The sequence below is a fragment of the Amycolatopsis vancoresmycina genome (assembly GCF_000716785.1).
Classification (GTDB): Bacteria; Actinomycetota; Actinomycetes; order Mycobacteriales; family Pseudonocardiaceae; genus Amycolatopsis; species Amycolatopsis vancoresmycina.
Map to the genome: position 1 here is coordinate 374,725 of NZ_JNYY01000001.1, position 21,793 is coordinate 396,517.

The following is a 21,793-nucleotide window of genomic DNA, read 5'->3' on the forward strand; positions in this document are numbered from 1 at the left end:
TTGCGGTGTTTCGGGGTGGACGAAAGATGAGCGAAGCAGGCGGAGGCAGACGATGAGCACGCCGTATGGCGGCAACGACCCACAGCAGCCCCAGTACGGGCAGCAGCCGGGTGGGGGCTACCCGCCGAGCGGTCCGCAGGAGCAGCCGCAGTGGGGGCAGCAGCCGCAGCAGCCTTCTTACGACCCGAACCAGCAGCAGTGGGGCCAGCCGCAGCAGCCCCAGTACGGGCAGCAGCCGGGTGGGTATGCGCCGCCGCCGCAGCCGCAGTGGGGGCAGCAGCCGCCGCCGTACGGGCAGCAGCCCGGCGGGGGGTACCCGCAGAGCGGGCCGCAGGCCCAGCCGCAGTACGGGCAGCAGCCGGGTGGGGGGTATCCGCAGAGCGGGCCGCAGGCCCAGCCGCAGTACGGGCAGCAGCAGCCGGGGCAGTACGACTACGGCCAGCAGCAGTACGCCGGTGCGGGTGCGCCGGAGGCGGAGAAGCCGGCGAAGTCGAAGAAGGGGCTGCTGATCGGGGTCATCGTCGCGGTGGCGGTGGTGGCCGTGTTCCTGTTCACCGCGTTCGTCACGCCGGGGTTCCTGAAGACGCAGGTCTTCAACAACACGCAGATGCAGACCGACGTGCAGAAGCTGCTGACCGAGACGTACAAGATCGACGGTGTCACCGGTGTCACCTGTCCCGCCGAGCAGAAGGTGGAGGACGGGGCGAAGTTCGAGTGCACGGCGACGATCGCCGGCAAGCCGCAGCAGGTGCCGATCACGGTGAAGGGCACCGGCGGCAACTACGAGGTTTCGCCGCCGGTTTCGAAGTAGCGCGGGTTCCGGGCCCGGCCACCGAGATTTCCGGTGGCCGGGCCGCGGTGTCTCCGGAGATGATCCGGGGATGAGCGAGTTCGAGATCCGGACGCTGGGCGTCGAGGAGCACCGGGCGGCGTGCGACCTGTTCCGGGAGACGGTGCACTTCCCGCCGGCCGATGACGCGGAGTGGGTGCTCGCGGCCCGGTACTACCAGCCGGGCGGGACGCTGGGTGCGTTCGACCCGGAGCTGATCGGGACGGCGCGGTTCTTCGACGCGGAGCTGACCGTGCCCGGTGGGGCCCGGGTGCCGATGGCGGGTGTGACGTCGGTCGGGGTGCGGGCCGACCGGACGCGCCGGGGTGTGCTGCGGGCGTTGATGACCGAGCAGCTGGAGGGGTTCGCCGCGCGCGGGGTGGTGTTCGCGAACCTGCTGGCGTCGGAGGCGCCGATCTACGGCCGGTTCGGCTACGGCCTGGCCACGCGGTTCCGCGTCTACAGCGTCGATCGGCACCGAGCGCGGCTGCGGCCGGACGCGCCGGTGGGCGGTGCGGTGGAGCTGCTGGACCTCGACCGGGCGCTGGAGGTCTGTCCGGGTGTGTACGCCGGTCTGGAGCACCGGCCGGGGATGATGACCCGGCCGGAGGTGCTGTGGCGGTTGTACGAGCTGCAGCTGCGGCGGCACGCGTCGCCGGTGAAGGCGGCGGTGCACCACGGTCCGGGTGGGCCGGACGGGTTCGCGCTCTACCACGTCGACGGGCTGCGTGCGCATCCGTGGACGAAGAACCTGCAGGTGGTGGACCTGTTCGCGGGTTCGGCGGCGGCGTATGCCGGGTTGTGGCGGTTCCTGCTGGGGGTCGATCTGGTGGACCGGATCGTCGTGGAGTCGCGGCCGGTGGACGATCCGGCCGAGCTGCTGCTCGCCGACCACCGCCGCGGGAACGTCGAGCGGATCGGGGACGAGCACTGGATCCGGCTCGTCGACGTGCCCTCGGCGTTGCGCGCCCGCGAGTACGGGCACGCCGATCCGGTGGTGCTGGAGGTGTACGACCCGCTGCTGCCGGGCAACAGCGGTGGCTACCGCGTGGCGCCGGACGGCGCCGAGCGCGCGGAGGGGCCGGCCGGCCTGCGGCTGGACGTCACGACGCTGGCGATGGTGTACCTGGGGACGTGGCGGCCGTCGGCGCTGGCCGCGGCGGGCCGGATCGAGGTGCGTGACCCGGCGGCGCTGCCGGCGGCGGACCTGTTGTTCGGCACGCGGGTGGCGGCGTGGAGCGGCAGTCACTTCTGAGCGGGAAAACCGGGTGCCGGGTGGGGTGGCGGGCGGCAGGATCGGGAGGATGACCGACTTCGACGTCCGCCCGATCACCGACGACGAGCGGCGCAGCACGTTCGACCTGCTGCGCCGCGCCCTGCACGTCCCGCGGGTCACCGGCGAGGTGTGGGCCCGGGTGGGGGAATCGTGGCCTGCCGCGCGGAAGTTCGGCGCGTTCGAGGGCGGGACCCCGATCGGGATCGTGAGCTCGTTCGACACCGAACTGGCCGTTCCCGGCGGGCGGGTGGTGCCGGCCGCCGCGGTCGAGGGGGTGGGTGTCCGGGCCGACCGGACCCGCCGCGGGGTGCTCAGCGCGATGATGGCCGCGCAGCTGGCGGAGTTCGCCGCGCGCGGGGTGCCGCTGGCGGTGCTGCACGCCAGTGAGCCCACGATCTACGGGCGGTTCGGCTACGGGTCGGCGGCGCTGGGCAAGACGGTGCGGGTGACGCGGCCGGCGGCGCGGCTGCACGAGCGCGTCCCGGCCGCCGGGGAGGTCCGGATGCTGACGCCGGAGGAGGCGGTGCGGGAGATCCCCGCGTTGTACCGGCGGATCGGGCTGCACCGGCCGGGCATGATCGCGCGGCCGCCGCGGTGGTGGCCGATCTCGCACGACCGGCACGTGGGCCCGGACGGTGACCACCTGGTCGCGGTCCACAGTGGACCGGACGGGGACGACGGGTTCGTCGTGTACGCCACGATCAGCCACCGGTCGCCCGAGTCGCCGGACCGGGGCGCGGTGCTGGACGTGCACGACCTGCACGGCGCCGATCCGGCGGCGCGGGCCGCGCTGTGGCGGTTCCTGCTGTCGGTCGACCTGGTGTCGGCGGTGCATGCCCGGCACCGCCCGGTCGACGAGCCGCTGGCGGTGCTGCTGACCGACCACCGCCACGCGGGCACCCTCGCGGTCGAGGACGACCTGTGGCTGCGGCCGGTCGACGTCGCCGCGGCGCTGGCGGCCCGCACCTATCGGGCGGCGGGCCCGGTGGTGGTCGCGGTGACCGACCGGCTGCTGCCGGCCAACACCGGCCACTACGAGGTGGGCCCGGACGGCGCCCGGCGCACGGACGCGGCGGCGGACCTGGCCCTCGACGTCGACGCGCTCGGGATGCTGTACCTGGGGCAGTGGACCGCGACGGCGCTGGCGGAGGCGGGCCGGCTCGAGGTCCGCGACGCGGGTGCGGTGGCGCGGGCCGACGAGCTGTTCACCACGGTGACGGCGCCGTGGTGCGGCACGCACTTCTAGGTGCCGGGCAGGGCTTTCAGGAGCCGCTCGACGGAGTTGCCGAGGTTCCAGCGCTCGGCGAGTTCGGCGACGCGTTCGGGGTCGGCCGGGGTGGCGGGGACGGTGTCGGGCCGGGACTGCTCGACCGGCGCGTCGACCGCCACCCGGACGACGGTCGGGGCGACGGCGAGGTAGTCGGCGGCGTCCTTGAGCCGCAGGCGGGTCTTGAGCGGGACGGCGGAGTCACCGGCTTCGGCCGCCTTGATGAGGGCGTCGAGGGAGCCGAACTGCGTGATGAGCTTCGCCGCGGTCTTCTCGCCGATGCCGGCGACGCCGGGCAGCCCGTCGGAGGGGTCGCCGCGCAGGGCGGCCATGTCGGCGTAGGCGGGCCCGGCGGTGTCGCGGGGGAGGCTGTAGCGCTCGGCGATCTCGGCCGGGCCCAGCACCTCGGCTTTGGCCCAGCCCTTGCCGACGTAGATGACCGACGCGGGTGACGGTTCGGCGCGCACCAGCTGGAACAGGTCCCGGTCGCCGGTGATGACCTCGACCGGGTCGTGCTCCTCGCGGGTGGCGAGGGCGCCGATGACGTCGTCGGCCTCGTAGCCGTCGGCCTCGGCGGTGGCGAACCCGAACGCTTCGAGCAGGTCGAGGATGATGGGCACCTGCGGGGTGAGCGTGTCGGGGACCTCTTCGACGTCGGGCCCGGCGGGGGTTTCTTCGGCGACGCGGTGGGCCTTGTAGCTGGGCAACAGATCGGTGCGGAACTTCGGCCGCCAGTCGGCGTCCAGGCAGCAGACGAGCCGCGCGGGCCGCCGGTCGGTGAGGATCCGCGCGATGGTGTCGGCGAACCCGCGCACGGCGTTCACCTGCGTCCCGTCCGCGGCTCGCATCGAGTCGGGCAGGGCGAAGAAGGAGCGGAAGTAGAGGCTCGCGGAGTCGAGCAGGGCAAGGGGTCCGGTCACCCGCACAGCCTGCCACGGTGGACGCGGCGGCGGGACGCGACGCACCGCGACCCGGTCCCCACCCGGGTCGTGAGTGGTAAGGCGGGTTAGAACTCGCCTTACCACTCACGACCGGGGCGGGGGAGCGGGGGAGCGTGTCACCCGGCCCGGCATGTCGCGGGCCCGGGCGCGTCCTCCGGTGCGGGCGCCCACTAGGCTCGGCTCCATGTCGCGCCGATCCCTCCACACGCCTGCCCCCGATGCCGCTTCCCTCCGCGCCCGGCTGGACCGGGCCCGCGCTGCCGCGGCCGCCGCGGGGACCGATGCCCTGCTGATCGCGCCCGGCTCCGACCTGCGGTACCTGCTCGGGCAGGCCGGGGGGTCCTTCGAGCGGCTGACCACCCTCGTCGTGCCGGCCGAGGGCACGCCCGCGCTGGTCGTGCCGAAGCTGGAGGCACCCGGGTACGCCGACGTCCCCACCGACGAGCTCGGCGTCGAACTGCTCACCTGGGTCGACGGCGACGACCCCTACAAGCTGGTGGCCGACCGGCTCGGCAAGCCCGGGCGGGTCGCCGTCAGCGACTTCACCCCCGCGCTGCACGTGCTGGCGCTGCGGTCGGCGCTCGGTGAGGCCGAGCAGACACTGGCCGGGCCTGTGGTCCGGGAGCTGCGGATGCGCAAGGACGCCGCGGAGATCGCGTCGCTGCGGGAGGCCGGTGCGGCCATCGACCGGGTGCACGCCCGGGTCCACGAGTGGCTGCGGCCCGGCCGGACCGAGGCCGAGGTCGGGGCCGACATCGCCGCGGCCATCGTCGAGGAGGGCCACGTGCAGGCCGACTTCGTGATCGTCGGGTCCGGGCCGAACGGCGCCAGCCCGCACCACGACGTCTCCGACCGCGTCATCGAAGAGGGTGACGTCGTGGTCGTCGACATCGGCGGGCCGCTGCCGGCCGGCTACAACTCCGACTCCACCCGCACCTACGCCGTCGGCACCCCGCGGGACGCCGACGTGGCCGAGACCTACGCGGTGCTGCAGCGCGCGCAGGCCGCCGCCGTCGCCGCCGTCAGGCCGGGCGTCACCGCCGAGGCCGTCGACGCCGCCGCGCGGGACGTCATCGCCGAAGCCGGGTTCGGCGAGTATTTCATCCACCGCACCGGGCACGGCATCGGCCTGGACGTGCACGAGGAGCCGTACATCATCGCCGGGAACGCGCTGCCGCTGGAGCCGGGCATGGCCTTCAGCGTCGAGCCGGGCATCTACCAGCCGGGCCGGTGGGGCGCCCGGATCGAGGACATCGTCATCGTCACCGAAGACGGCGTCGAGTCCGTCAACAACCAGCCGCACGAGCTCGTCGTGCTGGACGCATGACGCCCGGCGGCCTGGAGCCGCTGGACCAGTCGATCGTGCAGGAGCTCGCGGCCGACGGGCGGCGCAGCTTCACCGACCTCGCCGAGCGGGTCGGGCTGTCGGTGTCGGCGGTGCACCAGCGGGTGCGCCGCCTCGAGCAGCGCGGGGTGATCCTCGGCTACACCGCGCGGCTCGACGGCGAGCAGATCGGCCTGCCGCTGACGGCGCTGATCTCGCTGACGCCGAACGACCCGGCGGCGCCGGACGACTACCCGCAGCGGATCCAGCACATCAAGGAGATCGAGTCGTGCTACTCGGTGGCCGGCGACGAGTCCTACATCCTGCTGGTGCGCGTCCAGTCGCCGCTGGCGCTGGAGGACCTGCTGCGGCGGATCCGGGAGGCGGCGAAGGTGTCGACCCGCACGACGGTGGTGCTCTCTACGCCGTTCGAGGGACGTTCGCCGACGTTCTGACTCCGGCGGCCGCCCGGTGACCGGGGCACTGGTACGGTAAAAGGTATGGCAACACGTAAGGTGACTCTTTCGCTGGACAGCGGGGCTCTGGAATTCGCCGAACGCGCCGCGAAAGCCCACGGAATCTCGGTCTCGTCCTGGCTGTCGAAGGCAGCCAGGCGCGAGGCGGTTCGCACCGGCTACACGCCGCAGAAGCCGGAACCGGTCGTCGCGGAATCGGACGAGGCCGAGCTGAGCGCGGCGGAGAAGGATCTGCGTGCGCAGGGGTGAAGTCTGGACGTACCACCCCCCGACCGAACCGGCCCGGCAGCGCACGGTGGTGCTGCTGTCCTCGGACGGGGTGAACGAGTCCGAGCGGCCCTGGCTGCTCGGCACCGAACTGCTCGACCGCGACCCGATGGACATCCTCGGCGTGGCGATCGACGCGCGCTACTGGGTGTCGACGCTCAACCTGACCCGCCTCTACCGCCCGTGGTTCGACGAGCGGATCGCGGAGATCGACCAGGACGTCCAGGAGCGCATCGACATCGCCCTGCGGGCCGCCCTCGACCTCTGACGCCCGCGACACGTACGCGGACGGTCGGTTCGCGTACCCGGAGGGTCGGCTCGCGTACCTGGACGGTCGGCTCACCGGCCGACCCTTCAGGTACGCGAACCGACTGCCGGGGTACGCGAGCCGACCCTTCGGGTCAGCGGGCGACGACCTCCGGGACCGCGTGGAGCTTGCCGTCCGCGCCGGCCAGGCAGGTGGCGTTGCCCTCCTTGGCCGTGATGAACTCCGTCAGGCAGTTGGCGATCGCCGTGTGGCCGGCGGCGTTGGGGTGGAACGACTCCTGCAGCGCGTGGCCCGCCCGCTCGGCCTGGCCGAGGTCGGCCAGCTGCAGCGTCAGCCGGGTGAACCACTCCGTCGCCGGGTTCGGGCCGCCGCTGCACGCCTCGTGCTTGACCCCGGCCTTGGCCAGGTCCAGGAACCGCGCCCCGGTCTGCTGGGCGGCCGCCTTGAGGCCCGAGGACAGCACGCCGATGCCGGTCTGGGCGATCCAGCGCAGGTCCTCGGTGCGGAACGGGCAGCCGTTGAGGCTGCGCAGGTCCTCCGGCAGGTCCGGGCCGATCGGTGCCGCGTAGGACTGCAGGATCAGCTGGTAGTCCGCCGGGACGTAACCGGCGGCGGCCAGCACCTTCTTCACGTCCGACACCGCGGCCGCCACCTTCGGCACCATCGCGTCCACTTTGGACTGCCAGGTCTGCTTGAGCGCGTCGCTGCACGACGGGCCGCCGGGGTTGAACCACGCCTTGAAGCACTCGGTGACCTGGTTGGAGAACTTCGGCTCGTCGTTGGCGCCCACCGCGATCACCACCGCGGCCACGCGGTGGTCCTTCACCAGCGCGGCCAGCTGCTGCGCCTGCGACCCCTCTGTCCACTGCTTGACGTCGCCGAGTGCGACCTGTTCGGCGGGCGCGCCGGAACAGCCGAGGTTCACCTGCGCGGTGATGCCCGGGACCGCGATCTTCTCGACGAACGCGTTGGGGGAGCGGTGACACCAGTTGCCGCCCTGGCCGTTGGTGGCCGGGGTGTACTGGCCGGCGCCTTCCCCGGACACCGTGCTGTCACCCATCGCGACGACGGTGAGCGGGCCGGTGCCCGGCGGACCCTGCCGCGGCTGCGGGCGCCCCGGTTGGCTCTCGGAGCCGAAGAAGACGAAAAAACCGGCCAGCAGGGCCACACACACGAGGACGAGGGCTCCCCAGTACCACCGAAGGCGTCGCATCGCCCCCGATTCTACGGACCGGCCGAGCCGCGGACACGGTGCGTCACCGCAGCCACGTCCGGACCAGCCCGACGAGCGACTCCGCCAGGGTGGCCGCGTCGATTTCCCGGTCACGCCGCCAGTGCCGGACCTGCTCGGCCGCCAGCGCCGCGAGCAGGACGTCGGCGGCGATCGCGGCGTCGGCCGCGCCGCCGGCGTCCAGGAGGTGCCGGCAGTGCTGCCGCCACAGGGCGTGCGCGCCGGTCCGGAACCGGGCACCCGGCGTGGCGGTTTCCGAGAGCAGGACGAGGTCCAGCTGCCGGTCCAGCAGGTCCAGGTAGGCCTCGACGAACGCGCCGAGCCGGTCCGCGGGATCGGCGCCGGGGCCCAGTGGTGGCGGGCCGGTGAGGATCCGCTCCTGCAGCTCGCGTTCCCGCTCGCCGAGCAGGGCCATGGCCAGGCCGCCCTTGTCGCCGAACCGGCGGTAGAGCGTGCCCTTGCCGACGCCGGCGGCGCCCGCCACGTCGTCCATGGTCACCGCGTCGACCCCGCGTTCGGCGAAGAGCGCTTCGGCGGCTTCCAGGACCCGGATGCGGTTGCGGGCGGCGTCCGCCCGTTCGCGGACGGGCGCGCCGAGCACCGGCAGCTCGGCCGGTGTTGACGAAGCGGACTGCGGTCCGCTACGGTTCGAGGACATAAGCGGACTCTAGTCCGATTTCTCGTCCGGCGAAAGCCGACACCCTTCCGAGGAGCTCCGAGATGCCCGATCTCCTGCACATTTCCGCGTCCCCGCGAGGGGAGGACTCCCAGTCGCTGCGCCTGGCAGCTGCTTTCCTGGACACCTACCGCGCCCACCACCCGGACGCCGAAATCGACGAATGGGACCTCTGGGACGGCACCCTGCCGCCCTTCGGCCCGGCCGCCGCCCGCGGCAAGATGACCGTCGTCGGCGGGGGCACCCCCACCGGCGAGGAAGCAGCGGCCTTGGCGACGGCGAAGGCGGCCTTCGCCCGGTTCGACGCCGCCGACCGCATCCTGTTCAGCGTCCCGATGTGGAACTCGGGCGTGCCGTACGTGCTCAAGCAGTTCGTCGACGTCGTCTCCCAGCCCGGGCTGGTGTTCGGCCTCGACCCGGCGACCGGGTACGAAGGCCTGCTCGCCGGCCGGGGCAAGCGCGCCGCGGTCATCTACACCAGCGCGGTGTGGGGACCCGGCCTCGGGCGCGAGTTCGGCGCCGACTTCCAAGGCCCCTTCTTCACCGGCTGGCTCAACTGGACCGGCATCGACGACGTCACCGAAATCCGGTTCCACCCCACCCTCACCGGCGACGCCGAAGAGGCCGGCCGCCTCGCCGCCGAAGCCGCCCGCGACACCGCCAAGACCTTCTGAAGGGAAGCCCCATGACCGCCACCATCGACCGCGACACCCTCCGCACCGGGCTCGCCGCGGGCGACCTCGTCCTCGTCGACGCGCTCCCGGAGTCCTACTACACCGCCCGGCACCTGCCCGGCGCGCTCAACCTCGTCGCCGGCGACGTCGCCGGCAAGGCCCCGGGCCTGCTGCCGGACAAGGCCGCCGCGATCGTCACCTACTGCTCCAACCCCGCCTGCGCCAACAGCGGCCAGGTCGCCGCGCAGCTGGAACGGCTGGGCTACACCAACGTCCGCAAGTACGCCGCCGGCATCGAAGACTGGGTGGAGCACGGCCTGCCGACCGAAAGCGGTCAGCCCGCCTGAGTCAGGTCCGTGGCCGCCGCCAGCCCGGCCGCGACATCGGCGATCGCCCGCACCGCCGGGTTGTCGTTGCCCGGCAGCCACACCAGTTCCGTCCGGGCGACCTCGCCGTCCAGGGGCACGAACGCCACCCCGCTGCGGCGGAGGCTGTGCGACGACCGGGCCAGCCGGGTGATCCCGACCCCCGCGGCGACCAGCCCCAGCAGCCCCTGCACGGTCGTGGCGCGCTGCACCACGCGCGGGGTGAAGCCGGCGGCGGTGAAATCGGCGTCGTAGCTGCGGTGCCACGGCTCCCAGCTACCGCGCGGGGTCAGCACCCACGGTTCGCCGGCCAGGTCGGCCAGCTGCAGCGATGCCCGCCCGGCCAGCGGGTGCTCCGCGGGAAGCACCGCGCACACCTCCTCGGTCAGCAACGTCCGGGACACCAGGTCGCCGACCAGCGGCGGCCGGGTGAACGCCAGGTCGAAGCGGCCCTCGCGCAGCCCGGCGACGAGCTCGGCGATCGACGCCTCCGCCGTCGTCACCGCGAGGTCGGGCAGCTGCTCCCGCGCCGCGCGGACCACCGGCGGCAGCAGGTAGTTCGCCGTGGTGGCCAGGAAGACGAGCCGGACGTCGCCGATCTCGCCGCGCACCGCCCGCCCGAGCGTCGCCACGGCCTCGTCGGCACGGGCCAGGACCGCGCGGGCCTCCGGCAGGAACAGCCGCCCCACGGCGGTCAGCCGGGCCCCGCGCGCGTCCCGGTCGAACAACCGCGCACCCAGGCCGCGTTCCAGCACGGTGATCTGCTGCGACAGCGACTGCTGCGCGATGTGCAGCCCGGCCGCGGCCCGCGTGAAGCTCGTTTCGTCGGCGACGGCGACGAAGTAGCGAAGCTGCCGCAGTTCGGGGGTCACAGGCTCAGACTGTAGCTGCGGCAGGACATCGGTGTTGGCGCCGCGGCCGTGATCATCCCCAGGATGGAAGGGAGAAACCACTGGGAGGACACCGAAGATGACGAACACCGACGGCCGCGTCTGGCTGATCACCGGCTGCTCCGCCGGCTTCGGCCGGGAGATCGCGCTGGCCGCGCTGGCCGCGGGCGACCGGGTCGTGGCCACCGCCCGCCGCCCGGAAACCCTGGCGGACCTGCTGGACCGCGGCGGCGACCGGGTCCGGACCGCGGCCCTCGACGTCACCGACACCGGCCAGATCGACGCGGCGGTGAAGACCGCGCTCGAGGAGTTCGGCCGGATCGACGTCGTGGTCAACAACGCCGGCAGCGGCTCGGTCGGCGCGGTCGAAGAGCTCACCATGGACGAACTGCGCGCGCTGATGGAAGTCATGTTCTTCGGCGCGGTCGCGGTCACCAAGGCCGTGCTGCCGCACCTGCGTGCCCGGGGCAGCGGGACGGTCGTGCAGATCAGCTCGATGGGCGGCCAGCTGTCGATGCCCGGCTTCGGCGCCTACTGCGCGGCGAAGTTCGCCCTGGAGGGCATCTCGGAGGCGCTGGCCGCCGAGGTGGCGCCGTTCGGGGTGCAGGTGCTGATCGTCGAGCCGGGCGCGTTCCGCACCGAGTTCGGCGGCGGCCGCATGCACCGCTCCCGCACGATCGACGCCTACACCGTGTCGACCGGCGGAACGCGCGAAGCGGTCGAGAACATGGACGGCACCCAGCCCGGCGACCCGGCCAAGGCGGCCGCGGCGATCGTCGGCGCGGTGGGCCGCGACGACGCCCCGCTGCGGCTCGCGCTGGGCGCGGACGCCGTCGAAGCGATCCGCGCCCACCACGAAACGGTCGCGGCGGACCTGGCCGCCTGGGAGGAGGTCAGCCGGGCCACCGCGCTCGGCTAGGACTGCGGGTCCTGCAGCACACCGAGGACGTTGCCGTCGGGGTCGGTGAAGGTCGCCACCAGGCGCCCGTTGCCGACGTCCTTCGGCTCGTCCTTGACCTGCCCGCCCGCCGCGGTCACCTCGGCGAGCTTCGCCTCGATGTCGGCGACGTGCCAGTAGGTCACCGGCCCGGTCATGCCCTGCTGCGCGCCGTTCGGCACCAGCCCGATGTGCTGCCCCTCGGCGTCGTAGCCGACGTAGTAGGGCGCGTCGGCCTGCGGCTCGGTGCCCAGCAGGGCGGTGTAGACGGCCTTGGCGGCGGCCAGGTCGGTGACGGGGTGCAGGACGGTCTTGATCCCCTGGGTGCTCATCTTCGGTGCTCCTGAAGTCGTGGTCTGCGGTACGCCGGCAACGCTATTCCCGGCCCGCTGACCAGCGCTTCTCGATTCCTGATCGGTTCGATCCGGTCAGTCCAGCAGCGCCGTGAGCACGCCGTCGAGCAGCCGGACGCGGCGGTCGGCGATGCGGTGGACCTCCTCGTCGTGGGTGGCCACGATCACCGCCGCCCCCTCCGCCGCGCACCGGCGCAGCAGCCGCAGCACCCGCGGGGTCGAGCCCGCGTCCAGGTGCGCCGTCGGCTCGTCGGTCAGCAGCACCCGTGGCCGTCCCGCCACCGCGCGGGCCAAAGCCACCCGCTGCTGCTGCCCGAACGACACCTCCAGCGGGTAGCGGTCGCCGAGCTCTCCGATGCCCAGCTCCTCCAGCAGCTCCGTCACCCGCGCCGCGATCGCCGACCGCGACGGGCGTGGCACGTCCGACCGCAGCCGCAGGGGCAGCGCCACGTTCTCCGCGATCGTCAGCTCGTTGGCCAGCCCGAGCGCCTGCGGCAGCACCGCGCAGGTGTGCCACGGCGGCGCGCCGCTGATCGGGACGCCGTCCAGCAGCACGCAGCCGGAGTCGGGGGAGTCGAACCCGCACAGCAGGGCCAGCAGCGCGCTCTTGCCCGAGCCCGACCGGCCCGACACCGTCACCAGCTCACCCGCGCCGACGCGCAGCTCCAGCCCGCGCAGCACCTCGATGTCCCCGCTGGGGTGGGCGAAACTGCGGCGCAGCCCGACGGCTTCCACCAGGGTCATGGCCGGGGCTCCCGTTCTTCGACGCGCTCGAGCGAGCCCTTGTGCAGCCGGGCCACCCGCGCGCCGAGGTCGATGAGGCGTTCGTCGTGGGAGGCGACCAGCACCGCGAAGTCCTGGTCCACCAGGTAACGCAGGGTGTCCAGCACCAGGTCGGCCGACGCCTCGTCCAGCTGCGACGTCGGCTCGTCGGCCAGGATCACCGTCGAACGCGCGGCCAGCACGCAGCCGAACGCCAGCCGCTGCTGCTGCCCGCCCGACAGCGCCGAGATCTTCCAGCCGCCGGTGCCGTGCAGGCCCAGCTGCCCGAGGATGTCCTCGGCGGTGCACTCGACCCCGGCGGCCTCGGCCGCGGCGTGCAGGTTCTCCGCCACGCTCAGGTAGCCGAGCAGGTTGTCGGCCGGGTTCTGGAACACCAGCCCCAGGTGGTGGCGCCGCAACGCCCGCCGCTCCCGGTGCTTGAGCTTGCGGACGTCGGCGCCCTGGAACGTCAGCGTGCCGCGCGCCGGCTGTTCGAACAGCCCCAGCACCCGCAGCAGCGTCGACTTTCCCGACCCCGACGGCCCGGCGAGCACGGTCATCCCGCGGGCCGGCACGTCGAGGCTGACGTCGTCGACGCCGGTGACGACCCCGGCCGGGGTCTGGTAGTCCACGCCGATGCCGCGCAGGGAAAAAATGGGTTTCTCAGGCACGGATCAGCTCCGCGGTCCGGGCGGTGCGCACCGAGCGCACCGCGATCCAGCCGGCCAGCGCGACCACCGCCACGCCGATCACCACGACGGTCAGCACGAACGGCAGCGGATCCGGCAGTTCCGAGCGCGGCGCCAGGAACGTCGCCGGGTCGAACCGCGGCACCGACAACCCCGCCACCGACACCCCGCACGCGACCCCGACGACGATCGCCAGCCCGCTGAGAGCACCCAGCTCCATCAGGTGACTGGCCAGCAGCGTCCGCGGCCGCATGCCCATCCGCAGCACCAGCGCCCCGGCCAGCGCGTTCTGCCGCCGCCGGACCTCGACCGCGACCAGCAGCGCCAGGATCGCCACCACCCCGAGCACCGCGCCCAGCAGCGCGACGAAGGAGAACGTCCACGACACCACGAAGAACGGCAGACCGTCCAAAGCGGACTCGCGGCTGATCCGGTTCGGGATGAACACCCCCGCCGCGCGCAGCGCGGTGGTCGCCTCCGCCATCGGCGACGTCGTCAGCACGCTCCACTTCGGAATGCCGTCCAGCTGCGCGCGGGCGAGCACCGTGCGCGAGACGACGTACCCGGGGGAGGTGCCGATCATCGGGAACACCGGCAGGTCGCCGGCGACGACCGCGTCGGGCAGGCGGTCCGGCAGCCTGGCGTCCTGCTTGGCCGTGTGCCCGACCCGGATCACCGGCGTGCCGCGCGGGTCCGGCTGCGAGATCTTCCGCAGCAGCCCGGCCAGGTCGTCGCCGGGGACGCGGTCCACCGCGGCGGCGCGGGTGAACGTCGCCGGGTCGACCACCAGCACCACGCTGCCGGTCCCGGTCAGCTCGCCGACCACCGTGCTGCTCCCGGCCAGCGACGCCGGCATCGCCACGTCGCCCATGCCGATCGGGCTGTCGGTGTCGAGGCGGGCGTTGCTGCCCACGAAGATCGCCGATTTCGTGTCGAGCGCCTCCTCCTGGCCGCGGGCGATGCCGATGCCGGTGGCCAGCGTCCCGATGGCGAGGGTGCCGATCACCAGCACCCCGGTCACCGGCGCCCGGGCACCGGCCAGCCGGCGGATCGCCAGCTGCAGCGCCGGGCGCGACCAGAACCGGGCGCGGTGCGAGGCGTGCAGCGCCAGCCACGCCAGCCGCGCGGTCAGCAGGCCCACGGTCAGCACCACGAACACCGGGTAGGTCAGCGCCAGCGGGTCCACCTGGGGCAGCGGATTGCCCAAGCGCGACGTCGTGCCGTAGTGCGCCAGACGCGTCCAGCCCAGCCACGCCATGCCCGCCGTCGCCAGCTCCCACGGGAAGTACGCCAGCAGCCGCACCCGGCGGGCGCCGCGGCGCACCCGGCCCAGCTCGAACTCCCGGTGCACCCGCACCGCCACCACCAGCGCCAGCAACGCCAGCGACACCACCAGCGTCGCCGCCGCGACCCCGGCCGCGCGCAGCACCGCGCCCGGATCCGGCGCCCCCGGCGGCCCGTACACCCCGAGCAGCAGCCGCGCCGCGACCGCCCCGGCCGCGCCGCCGAACAGGATCGGCAGGCCCAGCTCCGCGACGGCGAGACCACCCAGCGCGGCCGGGCCGCTGCCGCGCGCGGACAGCAGCCGCAGCTGCGCGTGCCGCCGCTGGTACCACTGCAGCGCGACCGTGCCGAGGCCGGCGCAGCCGACCAGGACGCTGATCAGCGCCAGCGGCAGGATCGAGACGAACACGTTGTCCTGGGCCTGGCGGGCGATCTGCACCGACCGCTCGAACGTCGGGACGTCGGCGGCCACCAGCGCGCCGCGGCCCTGGGCGACCAGGTCGGCGCGGACGTCGGCGACGAGGTCGCGGGAGCGCCGCAGCAGGTCCTCCGCGGCACTGAGGGTGGCCGGCGCCGGCTCGTAGAACGAGATGTGGAAGTACTGCATCGTCGGCACCCCGACCGCCGCGATCGCGGCGTCGAACGTCCGGCGGTCGGTGGCGAAGACGATCGAGTCGATCGGGTCGTCGACCAGCCGGTCGATCACCGCGCCGGACTGCTGCGAGCACCACCACCGCGGCGGCGGGTCGAGCAGGTCGCGGTAGATCCCGGTGACCGGCGGCAGCGCGGCACCCGCGATGCTCGGCTTCGTCCCGACCCCGATGTGCTCGGCGTCGGCCACGACGTTGCCCAGCCACAGCCCGGGCGCGCGCGTGCCCTGCTGCAGCGTCAGGTTGTCCAGGCCGGCCTGGTCCCGGTAGGCGAGGCGGATCTTGTAGTGCGGGTCGCCGTTGAACTCGGTGCCGCGCAGCACGGTGGTGTACTGGCTCACCACCGGCGTCGAGAACCCGTGCGCGGCCGCGTGCCGCTGCACCGCGCCGGTCAGCACCGGGATGTCCCGCACCGGGATGTTGCCCTTGCCGAACATCGGGCCGTAGCTGTCGGGGCAGGTGATCCCGGTCTGGTAGGCCACCGCCGCGCCGCCGGCCGCGGACGCCTGCAGCACCGCCGCGGTGCCGAGGAAACAGGCCAACAGGGAGGTCACGGCCGCCACGACCAGCGTCAGCGGGCTGGAGAGGGCGGCCTTCGGGGCCGCCCGCCACGGCTTGGTCACTCTGCGTTGTCCAATCTTCCCCCACATCACCCGCATGGCCGCAGACGCTACCGGCCCACCGCGACAGTTGGAACGTTTTTGTCACGATCGTTGCTCACCCCGTGTGTTCGCCGTCCGGTGTTGCGACCGAGCAACCGGTACCGCCATCCGGCCGGTTTAGTGGTCTAGACCTTGACGGACAGATTGGTCTGATCCAATCCTGGGGTGGTCCCGCCGTGCACCGCCGCCGCACGGCTCCCCGCCGGTACTGGAGCACCGATGCGTCGACGCAGACCATTCGCCCGAATGTCCGTTTTCCTTGCCCTGGCCGCCGTTTCGGCCGGTTCGCTGGTCGCCGCGGCCGGCACCGCGCAGGCCGCCACCCCGCTGCCCACGCACGTCTTCGCGCCCTACTTCGAAGCCTGGACCGGCGAAAGCCCGGCCGCGCTGGCGCAGCAGTCCGGGGCCAAGCACCTCACCATGGCCTTCATCCAGGCCGCCACCAAGGGCTCCTGCACCGTGTACTGGAACGGCGACACCGGGATGCCGATCGCCAACGGCACCTTCGGCGCCGACATCGCCACCATCCGCTCCCGCGGCGGCGACGTCATCCCGTCCTTCGGCGGCTACACCGCCGACAACACCGGCACCGAAATCGCCGACAGCTGCACCAACGTCGACTCCATCGCGGCCGCCTACGAGTCGGTGATCACCACCTACGACGTGCCCCGCCTCGACATGGACATCGAGGACAACTCGCTCACCAACTCCGCCGGGATCGACCGCCGCAACAAGGCCATCAAGAAGGTCCAGGACTGGGCCGCCGCCTCCGGGCGCTCCCTGCAGATCTCCTACACCCTGCCCACCACCACCCACGGCCTCGCCGACAGCGGCCTCGCCGTGCTGCGCAACGCCGTCACCAACGGCACCCGCGTCGACGTCGTCAACCTGATGACCTTCGACTACTACGACAACGCCGCCCACCAGATGGCCACCGACACCCAGACCGCCGCGAGCGGCCTGGTCGCCCAGCTCGGCTCCCTCTACCCGGGCAAGACCCAGGCGCAGCTGTGGGCGATGGTCGGCGTCACCGAGATGATCGGCGTCGACGACTTCGGGCCGGCCGAGACGTTCACCACCGCCGACGCCAACACCGTCTACAACTGGGCCGTGTCCAAGGGCATCAACACCCTGTCCTTCTGGGCCCTGCAACGCGACAACGGCAGCTGCCCGGGTGGCGCCGCCGCCGACAACTGCTCCGGCATCGCCCAGGACACCTGGTTCTTCAGCCACGCCTTCGAACCCTTCACCGGCGGCACCTCGGTGCCCGGCAACGACTTCTCCCTCGCCGCCAACCCGGCGTCGGCCTCGGTGGACCCGGGCGGCTCGGCCTCGGCGACGGTCAGCACCGCCGTCACCTCCGGCTCCGCCCAGCAGGTGACGCTGTCGGTCACCGGCGCGCCCGCCGGCGTCACCGCGTCCGTCAGCCCGGGCTCGGTCACCGCGGGCGGCAGCGCGACGCTGTCGGTGAGCACCACCGCGGCCGCCGTCCCCGGCAGCTACCCGCTCACCGTGACCGGCGCCGCGCCTTCCGGCAGCCACAGCACCACCTTCACCCTCACCGTCAAGGGCACCCCGCCCGCCGGCGGCGTCGTCAACGGCGGCTTCGAGACCGGTGCGCTGAGCCCGTGGAGCGCCGCCGGCGACGCGGTCGTCGCGTCCCCGGCGCACTCGGGCACCCACGCGCTGCAGGTGGTGCCCTCGGCGTCGGCGACCGGTGAAGCCGCGCAGAACGTGACGCTCGCGCCGAACCACGCCTACACCCTCACCGCGTGGGTGCAGGGCAACTACGCCTACGTCGGCGTCCGCGGCGGCGCCACCGCCAGCGTGTGGACCTCCAGCAGCGGCTGGACGAAGCTGTCGGTGCCGTTCACGACCGGCGCGTCGGGTGCGGTGACGGTGTACGTCCACGGCTGGTACGGCCAAAGTGCCGTGTACGCCGACGATTTCGCGATCGGCTGAGTCTTTCGGCGGCGGCCCGGTTGGGCAAGACGGAGGTTGGCCGGGCCGCCGCGGGCCGAAAGACTGCGCGGGGAAGATCTTCCGCCCGCGAGGAGGAACCGATGCCGCACATCCCGCTCGACCCGCAGCTGCCCGGGATCCGGTCGCTGATGGCCTTCCGGCCGGAAACCGCCGTCCCGCTCAACCACCTGGCGCAGACCCTGCTGCGCGGCCCGAGCAGCCTCCCGGTCGGCGAGCGCGAGCTGATCGCGGCGGTGGTGTCGAACGGCAACGAATGCCGCTTCTGCCACGGCAGCCACGCCGCTGCAGCCGCCGAAACCCTCGACGGCGGCCGCGAGGTCGTCGACGCCGCCTGCGCCGGCGTCGACGACGCACCGGTGGGGGAGAAGCTCAAGGCCCTGCTGCGGATCGCGCTCGCGGTCCGCGAAACCGGCCGGGCGGTGACGTCCGAGCTGATCGCGGCCGCCCGCGCGGAAGGCGCCACCGACGTCGAACTGCACGACACGGTCCTGATCGCCGCGGCGTTCTGCATGTACAACCGCTACGTCGACGGCCTCGCCACGATCGCCCCGGAGGACCCGGCGGCCTACGACCAGATGGGGAAGGTCCTCGCCACCGAAGGCTACGTCCGCTAGCACGCCGGCCGGCGGCCCGCCCGGGCCGCCCGGGCCGCCGGCTACTGCAGCACCGCGATCGGCAGGATGACCAGCTCGCCGGTGTCCGGGCGCCACGTCTGGCTCTTGCCGAGGCAGCGGGCGTTGAACTGCCCCGACGGCACCTCCTTGCGGCGCAGGTGGCCGTCGTGGCAGGCCACCCGCACCTTCGCCTCGTGGCCGCCGATGCGCGCGTGCAGCACCACCTCGTCGCCGGACTCCTCGGCGACCGTGAACCGCCCCTGGACCACCACGTACCCGTCGTGGACCTCCGACAGCAGCGGCGACCGCGTCCGGCGCCAGGCCCGGTCACCCTGCACCACCCCGGCCGTGAGGTTCGCGTGCACCACGCCGTGCTGGTCCTCCAGCGACTTCACCGCCAGGCCCAGCAGCGTGTTCGCGGTGACGTGCACGTCGTAGCTCGTCTCCGTCTCGTGGCCGCGGTTCGCGCCGCGGCCGAGCTTGAACCACTGGCTGGTGAACCCGAACGAACCGTCGGTGTTGCGCTTGACGAACTCCCGGATGGTCTTCTCCGCGATGTCGCCGTAGCCGCCCTGCTGGCAGATCTCGATCACCCGCGGCTCGTCCAGGTAGAACGGCAGGCCGGGCAGGATCACCGGACGGCTGCGCCGCAGCCCGCCGAGCAGTACCACCAGCGTCAGCACCGCCGCCAGCGCCGTCACCACCCAGACCCAGCCCCACCAGCCCAGCACCGACCACAGCATCGCCCTATCGGCATCCACGAAGCTCTTTCACCGCCTCTGTCAACGATTCCGCGTTGCCGTCGACGACGCGCCCGCCGGTCGCGGCGGTGACCCGGCCCAGTTCGGCCGGGTTCGCCTCGCCGAACCGGATCGCGTACGTCGGCCCGGCGTCGTGCCGTCCGGCGAGGAACGCCGCCAGGTCCGGGCCGGTGTTGTTCTCGCCGTCGGTCATCAGCACGATCGCCGCTCCCGGCCGCGCGAGCCGGTACGCCTCCCCGAGCGCGGCCCAGATCGCCGTGCGCGGCCGCAGGTCCGCCGAGGCCACCACCGCCTGCAGCCCGTCGGCGTCCTCCCGGCGCGACACCGTGACCGTGCGCTCCTCGAGCACCTCGCCGGCGAACCGGATGATCGTCACCCGCTCGCCGACGTAGAAGCGGTCGAATCCGGTCAGCGCGGCGAACGCCCGGCGCAGCGCCGCCACCCGCGGCCCGGCCATGGACAGCGAGTAGTCCAGCACGAAGATCACCTGCCGCCCGGTGCCCGCGCGGTCGTAGGCCTGCAGCAGCCGGTCGAGGACCTCCGGGCGGTCCGGGAAGTACAGCGGGTTCCCGATCGGCGCCGCGAGGGCTCCCGTGCGCGGCACCGCCGGGTCGGCGGGCCGCCGGAACGTCCGGTCCATGATCGCCCGCTGCGCCGACGGCGTGCGCAGCCACTGCACGACCTTGTCGTAGGCGCCGCGCCGGTCCGGGTTCAGCAGCATCAGCGGGTAGTCCGCGAGCACGCTCCCGTCCCGCGGGTGGACGACGACGAGGGGTTCGCGCAGCCGGCCCGACGCGTTGAGCGCCAGGACCGCCGACTCCGGCGCGACGAGGCCGTCGGTGCCGTCTTGGCGGCGCACGTACTCCCCGGCGACGTCGGGCGCGCCGAACGCCCGGCCCGCGAGGAAGCCCTGGATCCGGTCGCACCGGACGTCCTCCGGGCGCAGCGCCGCGCCGGTCCCGGCCGCCGCGGTGGCCACGCCGATCAGCGCCGCCAGCCCGCTGCCGGAGACGTGCGGATCCGCCATGCCGAACCGCAGCTCGCCGCCGGCGGCGCGATCGGCGATGTCCGCCCACGTCGGCTGTGCGCCCAGCTTCGCGGCCTCGCCCGCCTTCACGCCGAGCACCAGCGGCGACAGCATGATCGACGTCGCCGTCCCCGGCTCGGCGCCGCGCAGCCGCAGGAACCGGGCGGTCGGCAGCCACGCGAGGTCGTGGTCCGCCGGTGCGGCGAGCGTGTCGCGGTAGTCGACGACCAGCTCGACCCCGGTGTCGCGGCGCAGGTCCGCCAGCACCGGGGCCAGGTCGGCGAGTTCGCTCGCGGCCAGCACGGTGAGCTTCGTGTCGTCGGGCGCAGCCGGGCTGCACGCGGCGAGCAGGAGGAGCACCACGAGCGCGGCCCTCACCACCGGCAGTCCCCGACGGCGTCGATCATCCGCCGGAACGGCGCGTCCTTGGGCAGCCACGTCTCGTCGTCGGTGTTCGCGGTCGCCGGCTCGGGGATGTGCCGCTCGGCCAGGTACCCGGCGAAGTCGAACTGCGCGGTGTCGGCCGAGTAGACGTGGAACCCCAGCTCCACGGCCCGCCGCCGCAGCGCCGGATCGGTCATCAGCAGCGACCCGATGGCGTCGCCCTCGGGGCTGAACGAGATCAGGTCTGGTGCGGTCTCGTGCTGGGCGCTGGGGTACAGCAGCACCCGGTCGGTGTCGAGCCCGAGGCCGTTGGCGAGCCGCCGGTTCTGGTAGGCCAGGTACTGGTGCTCGTAGATCACCGCGACCGTGGCGAAGCTGCGGCCCTCCGGCACGAAGAACTTCGGCGCCATGTCGTCGCTGTGCTGGCCTTCGGCGTCCAGCATCGGCTTGATCCCGCGCGCCTGCTCGTCCGCTTCGGCTTCCGTCGCCGCCGGATGGCCGTACGTCGCGTAGGCGACCAGCCCGACGTAGGCGGCACCCGAGTAGCTCCGGCACGGGTCGGGGGACTGCACCAGCAGCCGGTTTCCGCTGAGCCGGGGGTTGTAGTTCTGCCAGCGGTCTCCGGCTGACATGTGCTCCACCAGCGGTTTCGTCTCGAGGCGGTAGTACAGCGGCTGGTTGCCGGCGGACTGGGGGCGGGCCACGCCCGCCTTCACCAGCGCCTCCGCGTAGTCGCGGAAGGTGGCCAGCACCAGCGGCGTGAAGAACGGCTTGTACCCGCTGGCGTGCTTGGTGCCGCGGCGCTCGTAGACGCGGTCGCCCGCCGCCTGCCCCGAAGGGAACACGAACTGGTAGCTGTCCAGATCGGCGGTCTCGGCCAGCTCGAACGACCCGGCCGGGGTCACCTGCACCTGGTAGCCGTGGCTCAGCAGGATCCGCTTGACCTGCTCGTCGGCGAAGAAGTCCCGCTTGGACGCGATCATCGCCCGCACCACGGTGATGTGCTGCAGCGGCCCGGTGACGTGCCCGGCGAAGAGCAGTGCGGCGAACCCGAGCACGAACACCCCGGCCGGCGGCACGAACCAGGACAGGAAACGCCGTCTCGTGTCGACGACGCGGAACTTCGGTTCCTCCACCCCGGCCCCCTCGGATTCGTTCCCGGCCATCTAACGAGAGGGTGACGGCCGGCGGCCACGGCATTCG

Annotated in this window: 23 protein-coding genes; 12 read left to right on the top strand and 11 right to left on the bottom strand. The window is 73.2% G+C overall.

Annotated features, from left to right (window positions below):
* Window positions 1-52 precede the first annotated feature (52 nt).
* The 3 genes from OO60_RS01705 to OO60_RS01715 all read left to right on the top strand — a co-directional run bounded on the left by OO60_RS01705 (window position 53) and on the right by OO60_RS01715 (window position 3,351).
* On the top strand, window positions 53-811 hold the full coding sequence (locus tag OO60_RS01705; protein WP_033260673.1) for a DUF4333 domain-containing protein: 759 nt from the start codon (window positions 53-55) through the stop codon (window positions 809-811).
* Between the two features lie 70 nt (window positions 812-881).
* The gene (locus OO60_RS01710) at window positions 882-2,084 is read left to right on the top strand and encodes a GNAT family N-acetyltransferase (RefSeq protein WP_003065105.1); all 1,203 of its coding nucleotides are present in this window, start codon (window positions 882-884) and stop codon (window positions 2,082-2,084) included.
* A gap of 49 nt (window positions 2,085-2,133) precedes the next feature.
* Entirely contained in the window at window positions 2,134-3,351 is a 1,218-nt protein-coding gene (locus tag OO60_RS01715) for a GNAT family N-acetyltransferase (protein ID WP_003065109.1), read from the top strand.
* Here the strand turns inward: OO60_RS01715 and OO60_RS01720 are convergent.
* A complete protein-coding gene (locus OO60_RS01720) occupies window positions 3,348-4,292 on the bottom strand; it encodes a 5'-3' exonuclease (protein WP_033260883.1) in 945 nt (314 codons plus the stop codon). The two genes, OO60_RS01715 and OO60_RS01720, sit on opposite strands and share 4 nt — an antisense overlap.
* A 205-nt stretch (window positions 4,293-4,497) precedes the next feature.
* On the opposite strand from OO60_RS01720, the gene OO60_RS01725 reads away from it, so the two are divergent.
* The 4 genes from OO60_RS01725 to OO60_RS01740 are packed head-to-tail and all read left to right on the top strand — an operon-like array spanning window position 4,498 to window position 6,648.
* A complete protein-coding gene (locus OO60_RS01725; RefSeq protein WP_033260674.1) occupies window positions 4,498-5,640 on the top strand; it encodes a M24 family metallopeptidase in 1,143 nt (380 codons plus the stop codon).
* Complete coding sequence (locus OO60_RS01730; RefSeq protein ID WP_003092399.1) at window positions 5,637-6,092, top strand: Lrp/AsnC family transcriptional regulator; 456 nt, start codon at window positions 5,637-5,639, stop codon at window positions 6,090-6,092. The genes OO60_RS01725 and OO60_RS01730 overlap by 4 nt, the downstream gene beginning before the upstream one ends.
* A 45-nt stretch (window positions 6,093-6,137) precedes the next feature.
* Window positions 6,138-6,362, top strand: coding sequence for a hypothetical protein (locus OO60_RS01735; RefSeq protein WP_033260675.1), 225 nt, complete (start codon window positions 6,138-6,140; stop codon window positions 6,360-6,362).
* On the top strand, window positions 6,349-6,648 hold the full coding sequence (locus tag OO60_RS01740; protein ID WP_003092405.1) for a hypothetical protein: 300 nt from the start codon (window positions 6,349-6,351) through the stop codon (window positions 6,646-6,648). The genes OO60_RS01735 and OO60_RS01740 overlap by 14 nt, the downstream gene beginning before the upstream one ends.
* Window positions 6,649-6,781: 133 nt before the next feature.
* On the opposite strand, the gene OO60_RS01745 is transcribed toward OO60_RS01740, so the two are convergent.
* Together OO60_RS01745 and OO60_RS01750 are read right to left on the bottom strand one after the other, a co-directional pair.
* Entirely contained in the window at window positions 6,782-7,861 is a 1,080-nt protein-coding gene (locus OO60_RS01745; protein WP_205624208.1) for a GDSL-type esterase/lipase family protein, read from the bottom strand.
* Window positions 7,862-7,904: 43 nt separating this feature from the next.
* The gene (locus OO60_RS01750; protein WP_003092420.1) at window positions 7,905-8,537 is read right to left on the bottom strand and encodes a TetR/AcrR family transcriptional regulator; all 633 of its coding nucleotides are present in this window, start codon (window positions 8,535-8,537) and stop codon (window positions 7,905-7,907) included.
* A gap of 62 nt (window positions 8,538-8,599) precedes the next feature.
* Between OO60_RS01750 and OO60_RS01755 the strand changes: the two genes are divergently transcribed.
* On the top strand, window positions 8,600-9,229 hold the full coding sequence (locus OO60_RS01755; protein ID WP_003092423.1) for an FMN-dependent NADH-azoreductase: 630 nt from the start codon (window positions 8,600-8,602) through the stop codon (window positions 9,227-9,229).
* Between the two features lie 11 nt (window positions 9,230-9,240).
* The gene (locus OO60_RS01760) at window positions 9,241-9,576 is read left to right on the top strand and encodes a rhodanese-like domain-containing protein (protein WP_003092425.1); all 336 of its coding nucleotides are present in this window, start codon (window positions 9,241-9,243) and stop codon (window positions 9,574-9,576) included.
* Here OO60_RS01760 and OO60_RS01765 read toward each other — a convergent pair.
* Window positions 9,564-10,466, bottom strand: coding sequence for a LysR family transcriptional regulator (locus OO60_RS01765; protein WP_003092428.1), 903 nt, complete (start codon window positions 10,464-10,466; stop codon window positions 9,564-9,566). The two genes, OO60_RS01760 and OO60_RS01765, sit on opposite strands and share 13 nt — an antisense overlap.
* A gap of 97 nt (window positions 10,467-10,563) precedes the next feature.
* On the opposite strand from OO60_RS01765, the gene OO60_RS01770 reads away from it, so the two are divergent.
* Window positions 10,564-11,403: an oxidoreductase gene (locus OO60_RS01770; RefSeq protein ID WP_003092430.1), complete on the top strand. Its 840-nt coding sequence runs from the start codon at window positions 10,564-10,566 to the stop codon at window positions 11,401-11,403.
* On the opposite strand, the gene OO60_RS01775 is transcribed toward OO60_RS01770, so the two are convergent.
* The 4 genes from OO60_RS01775 to OO60_RS01790 form a co-directional block, all read right to left on the bottom strand.
* A complete protein-coding gene (locus OO60_RS01775) occupies window positions 11,400-11,753 on the bottom strand; it encodes a VOC family protein (RefSeq protein ID WP_003092433.1) in 354 nt (117 codons plus the stop codon). The two genes, OO60_RS01770 and OO60_RS01775, sit on opposite strands and share 4 nt — an antisense overlap.
* 96 nt (window positions 11,754-11,849) lie before the next feature.
* A complete protein-coding gene (locus OO60_RS01780) occupies window positions 11,850-12,518 on the bottom strand; it encodes an ABC transporter ATP-binding protein (RefSeq protein WP_003092436.1) in 669 nt (222 codons plus the stop codon).
* The gene (locus OO60_RS01785) at window positions 12,515-13,207 is read right to left on the bottom strand and encodes an ABC transporter ATP-binding protein (RefSeq protein WP_003092438.1); all 693 of its coding nucleotides are present in this window, start codon (window positions 13,205-13,207) and stop codon (window positions 12,515-12,517) included. Before OO60_RS01785 ends, OO60_RS01780 begins: the two co-directional genes overlap by 4 nt.
* Entirely contained in the window at window positions 13,200-15,782 is a 2,583-nt protein-coding gene (locus OO60_RS01790) for an FtsX-like permease family protein (RefSeq protein ID WP_003092441.1), read from the bottom strand. Before OO60_RS01790 ends, OO60_RS01785 begins: the two co-directional genes overlap by 8 nt.
* Before the next feature lie 285 nt (window positions 15,783-16,067).
* Here OO60_RS01790 and OO60_RS01795 point away from each other — a divergent pair, with 285 nt between their 5' ends.
* Together OO60_RS01795 and OO60_RS01800 are read left to right on the top strand one after the other, a co-directional pair.
* Window positions 16,068-17,783, top strand: a complete 1,716-nt coding sequence (locus OO60_RS01795) for a glycosyl hydrolase family 18 protein (protein WP_003092445.1) — start codon at window positions 16,068-16,070, stop codon at window positions 17,781-17,783.
* A 101-nt stretch (window positions 17,784-17,884) separates the two neighbouring features.
* On the top strand, window positions 17,885-18,418 hold the full coding sequence (locus OO60_RS01800) for a carboxymuconolactone decarboxylase family protein (protein ID WP_003092449.1): 534 nt from the start codon (window positions 17,885-17,887) through the stop codon (window positions 18,416-18,418).
* 41 nt (window positions 18,419-18,459) lie between these two features.
* Here the strand turns inward: OO60_RS01800 and OO60_RS01805 are convergent, their stop codons facing one another.
* From OO60_RS01805 to OO60_RS46265, 3 genes are read right to left on the bottom strand one after another with little or no spacing between them, the layout of a single operon-like run.
* Window positions 18,460-19,179 (bottom strand): hypothetical protein, encoded by a 720-nt coding sequence (locus OO60_RS01805; RefSeq protein ID WP_155848946.1) that lies wholly within the window; start codon window positions 19,177-19,179, stop codon window positions 18,460-18,462.
* On the bottom strand, window positions 19,166-20,587 hold the full coding sequence (locus OO60_RS46260; RefSeq protein ID WP_244885473.1) for a vWA domain-containing protein: 1,422 nt from the start codon (window positions 20,585-20,587) through the stop codon (window positions 19,166-19,168). The genes OO60_RS01805 and OO60_RS46260 overlap by 14 nt, the downstream gene beginning before the upstream one ends.
* Complete coding sequence (locus tag OO60_RS46265) at window positions 20,581-21,756, bottom strand: hypothetical protein (protein WP_051767613.1); 1,176 nt, start codon at window positions 21,754-21,756, stop codon at window positions 20,581-20,583. Before OO60_RS46265 ends, OO60_RS46260 begins: the two co-directional genes overlap by 7 nt.
* Between the last annotated feature and the right edge of the window lie 37 nt (window positions 21,757-21,793).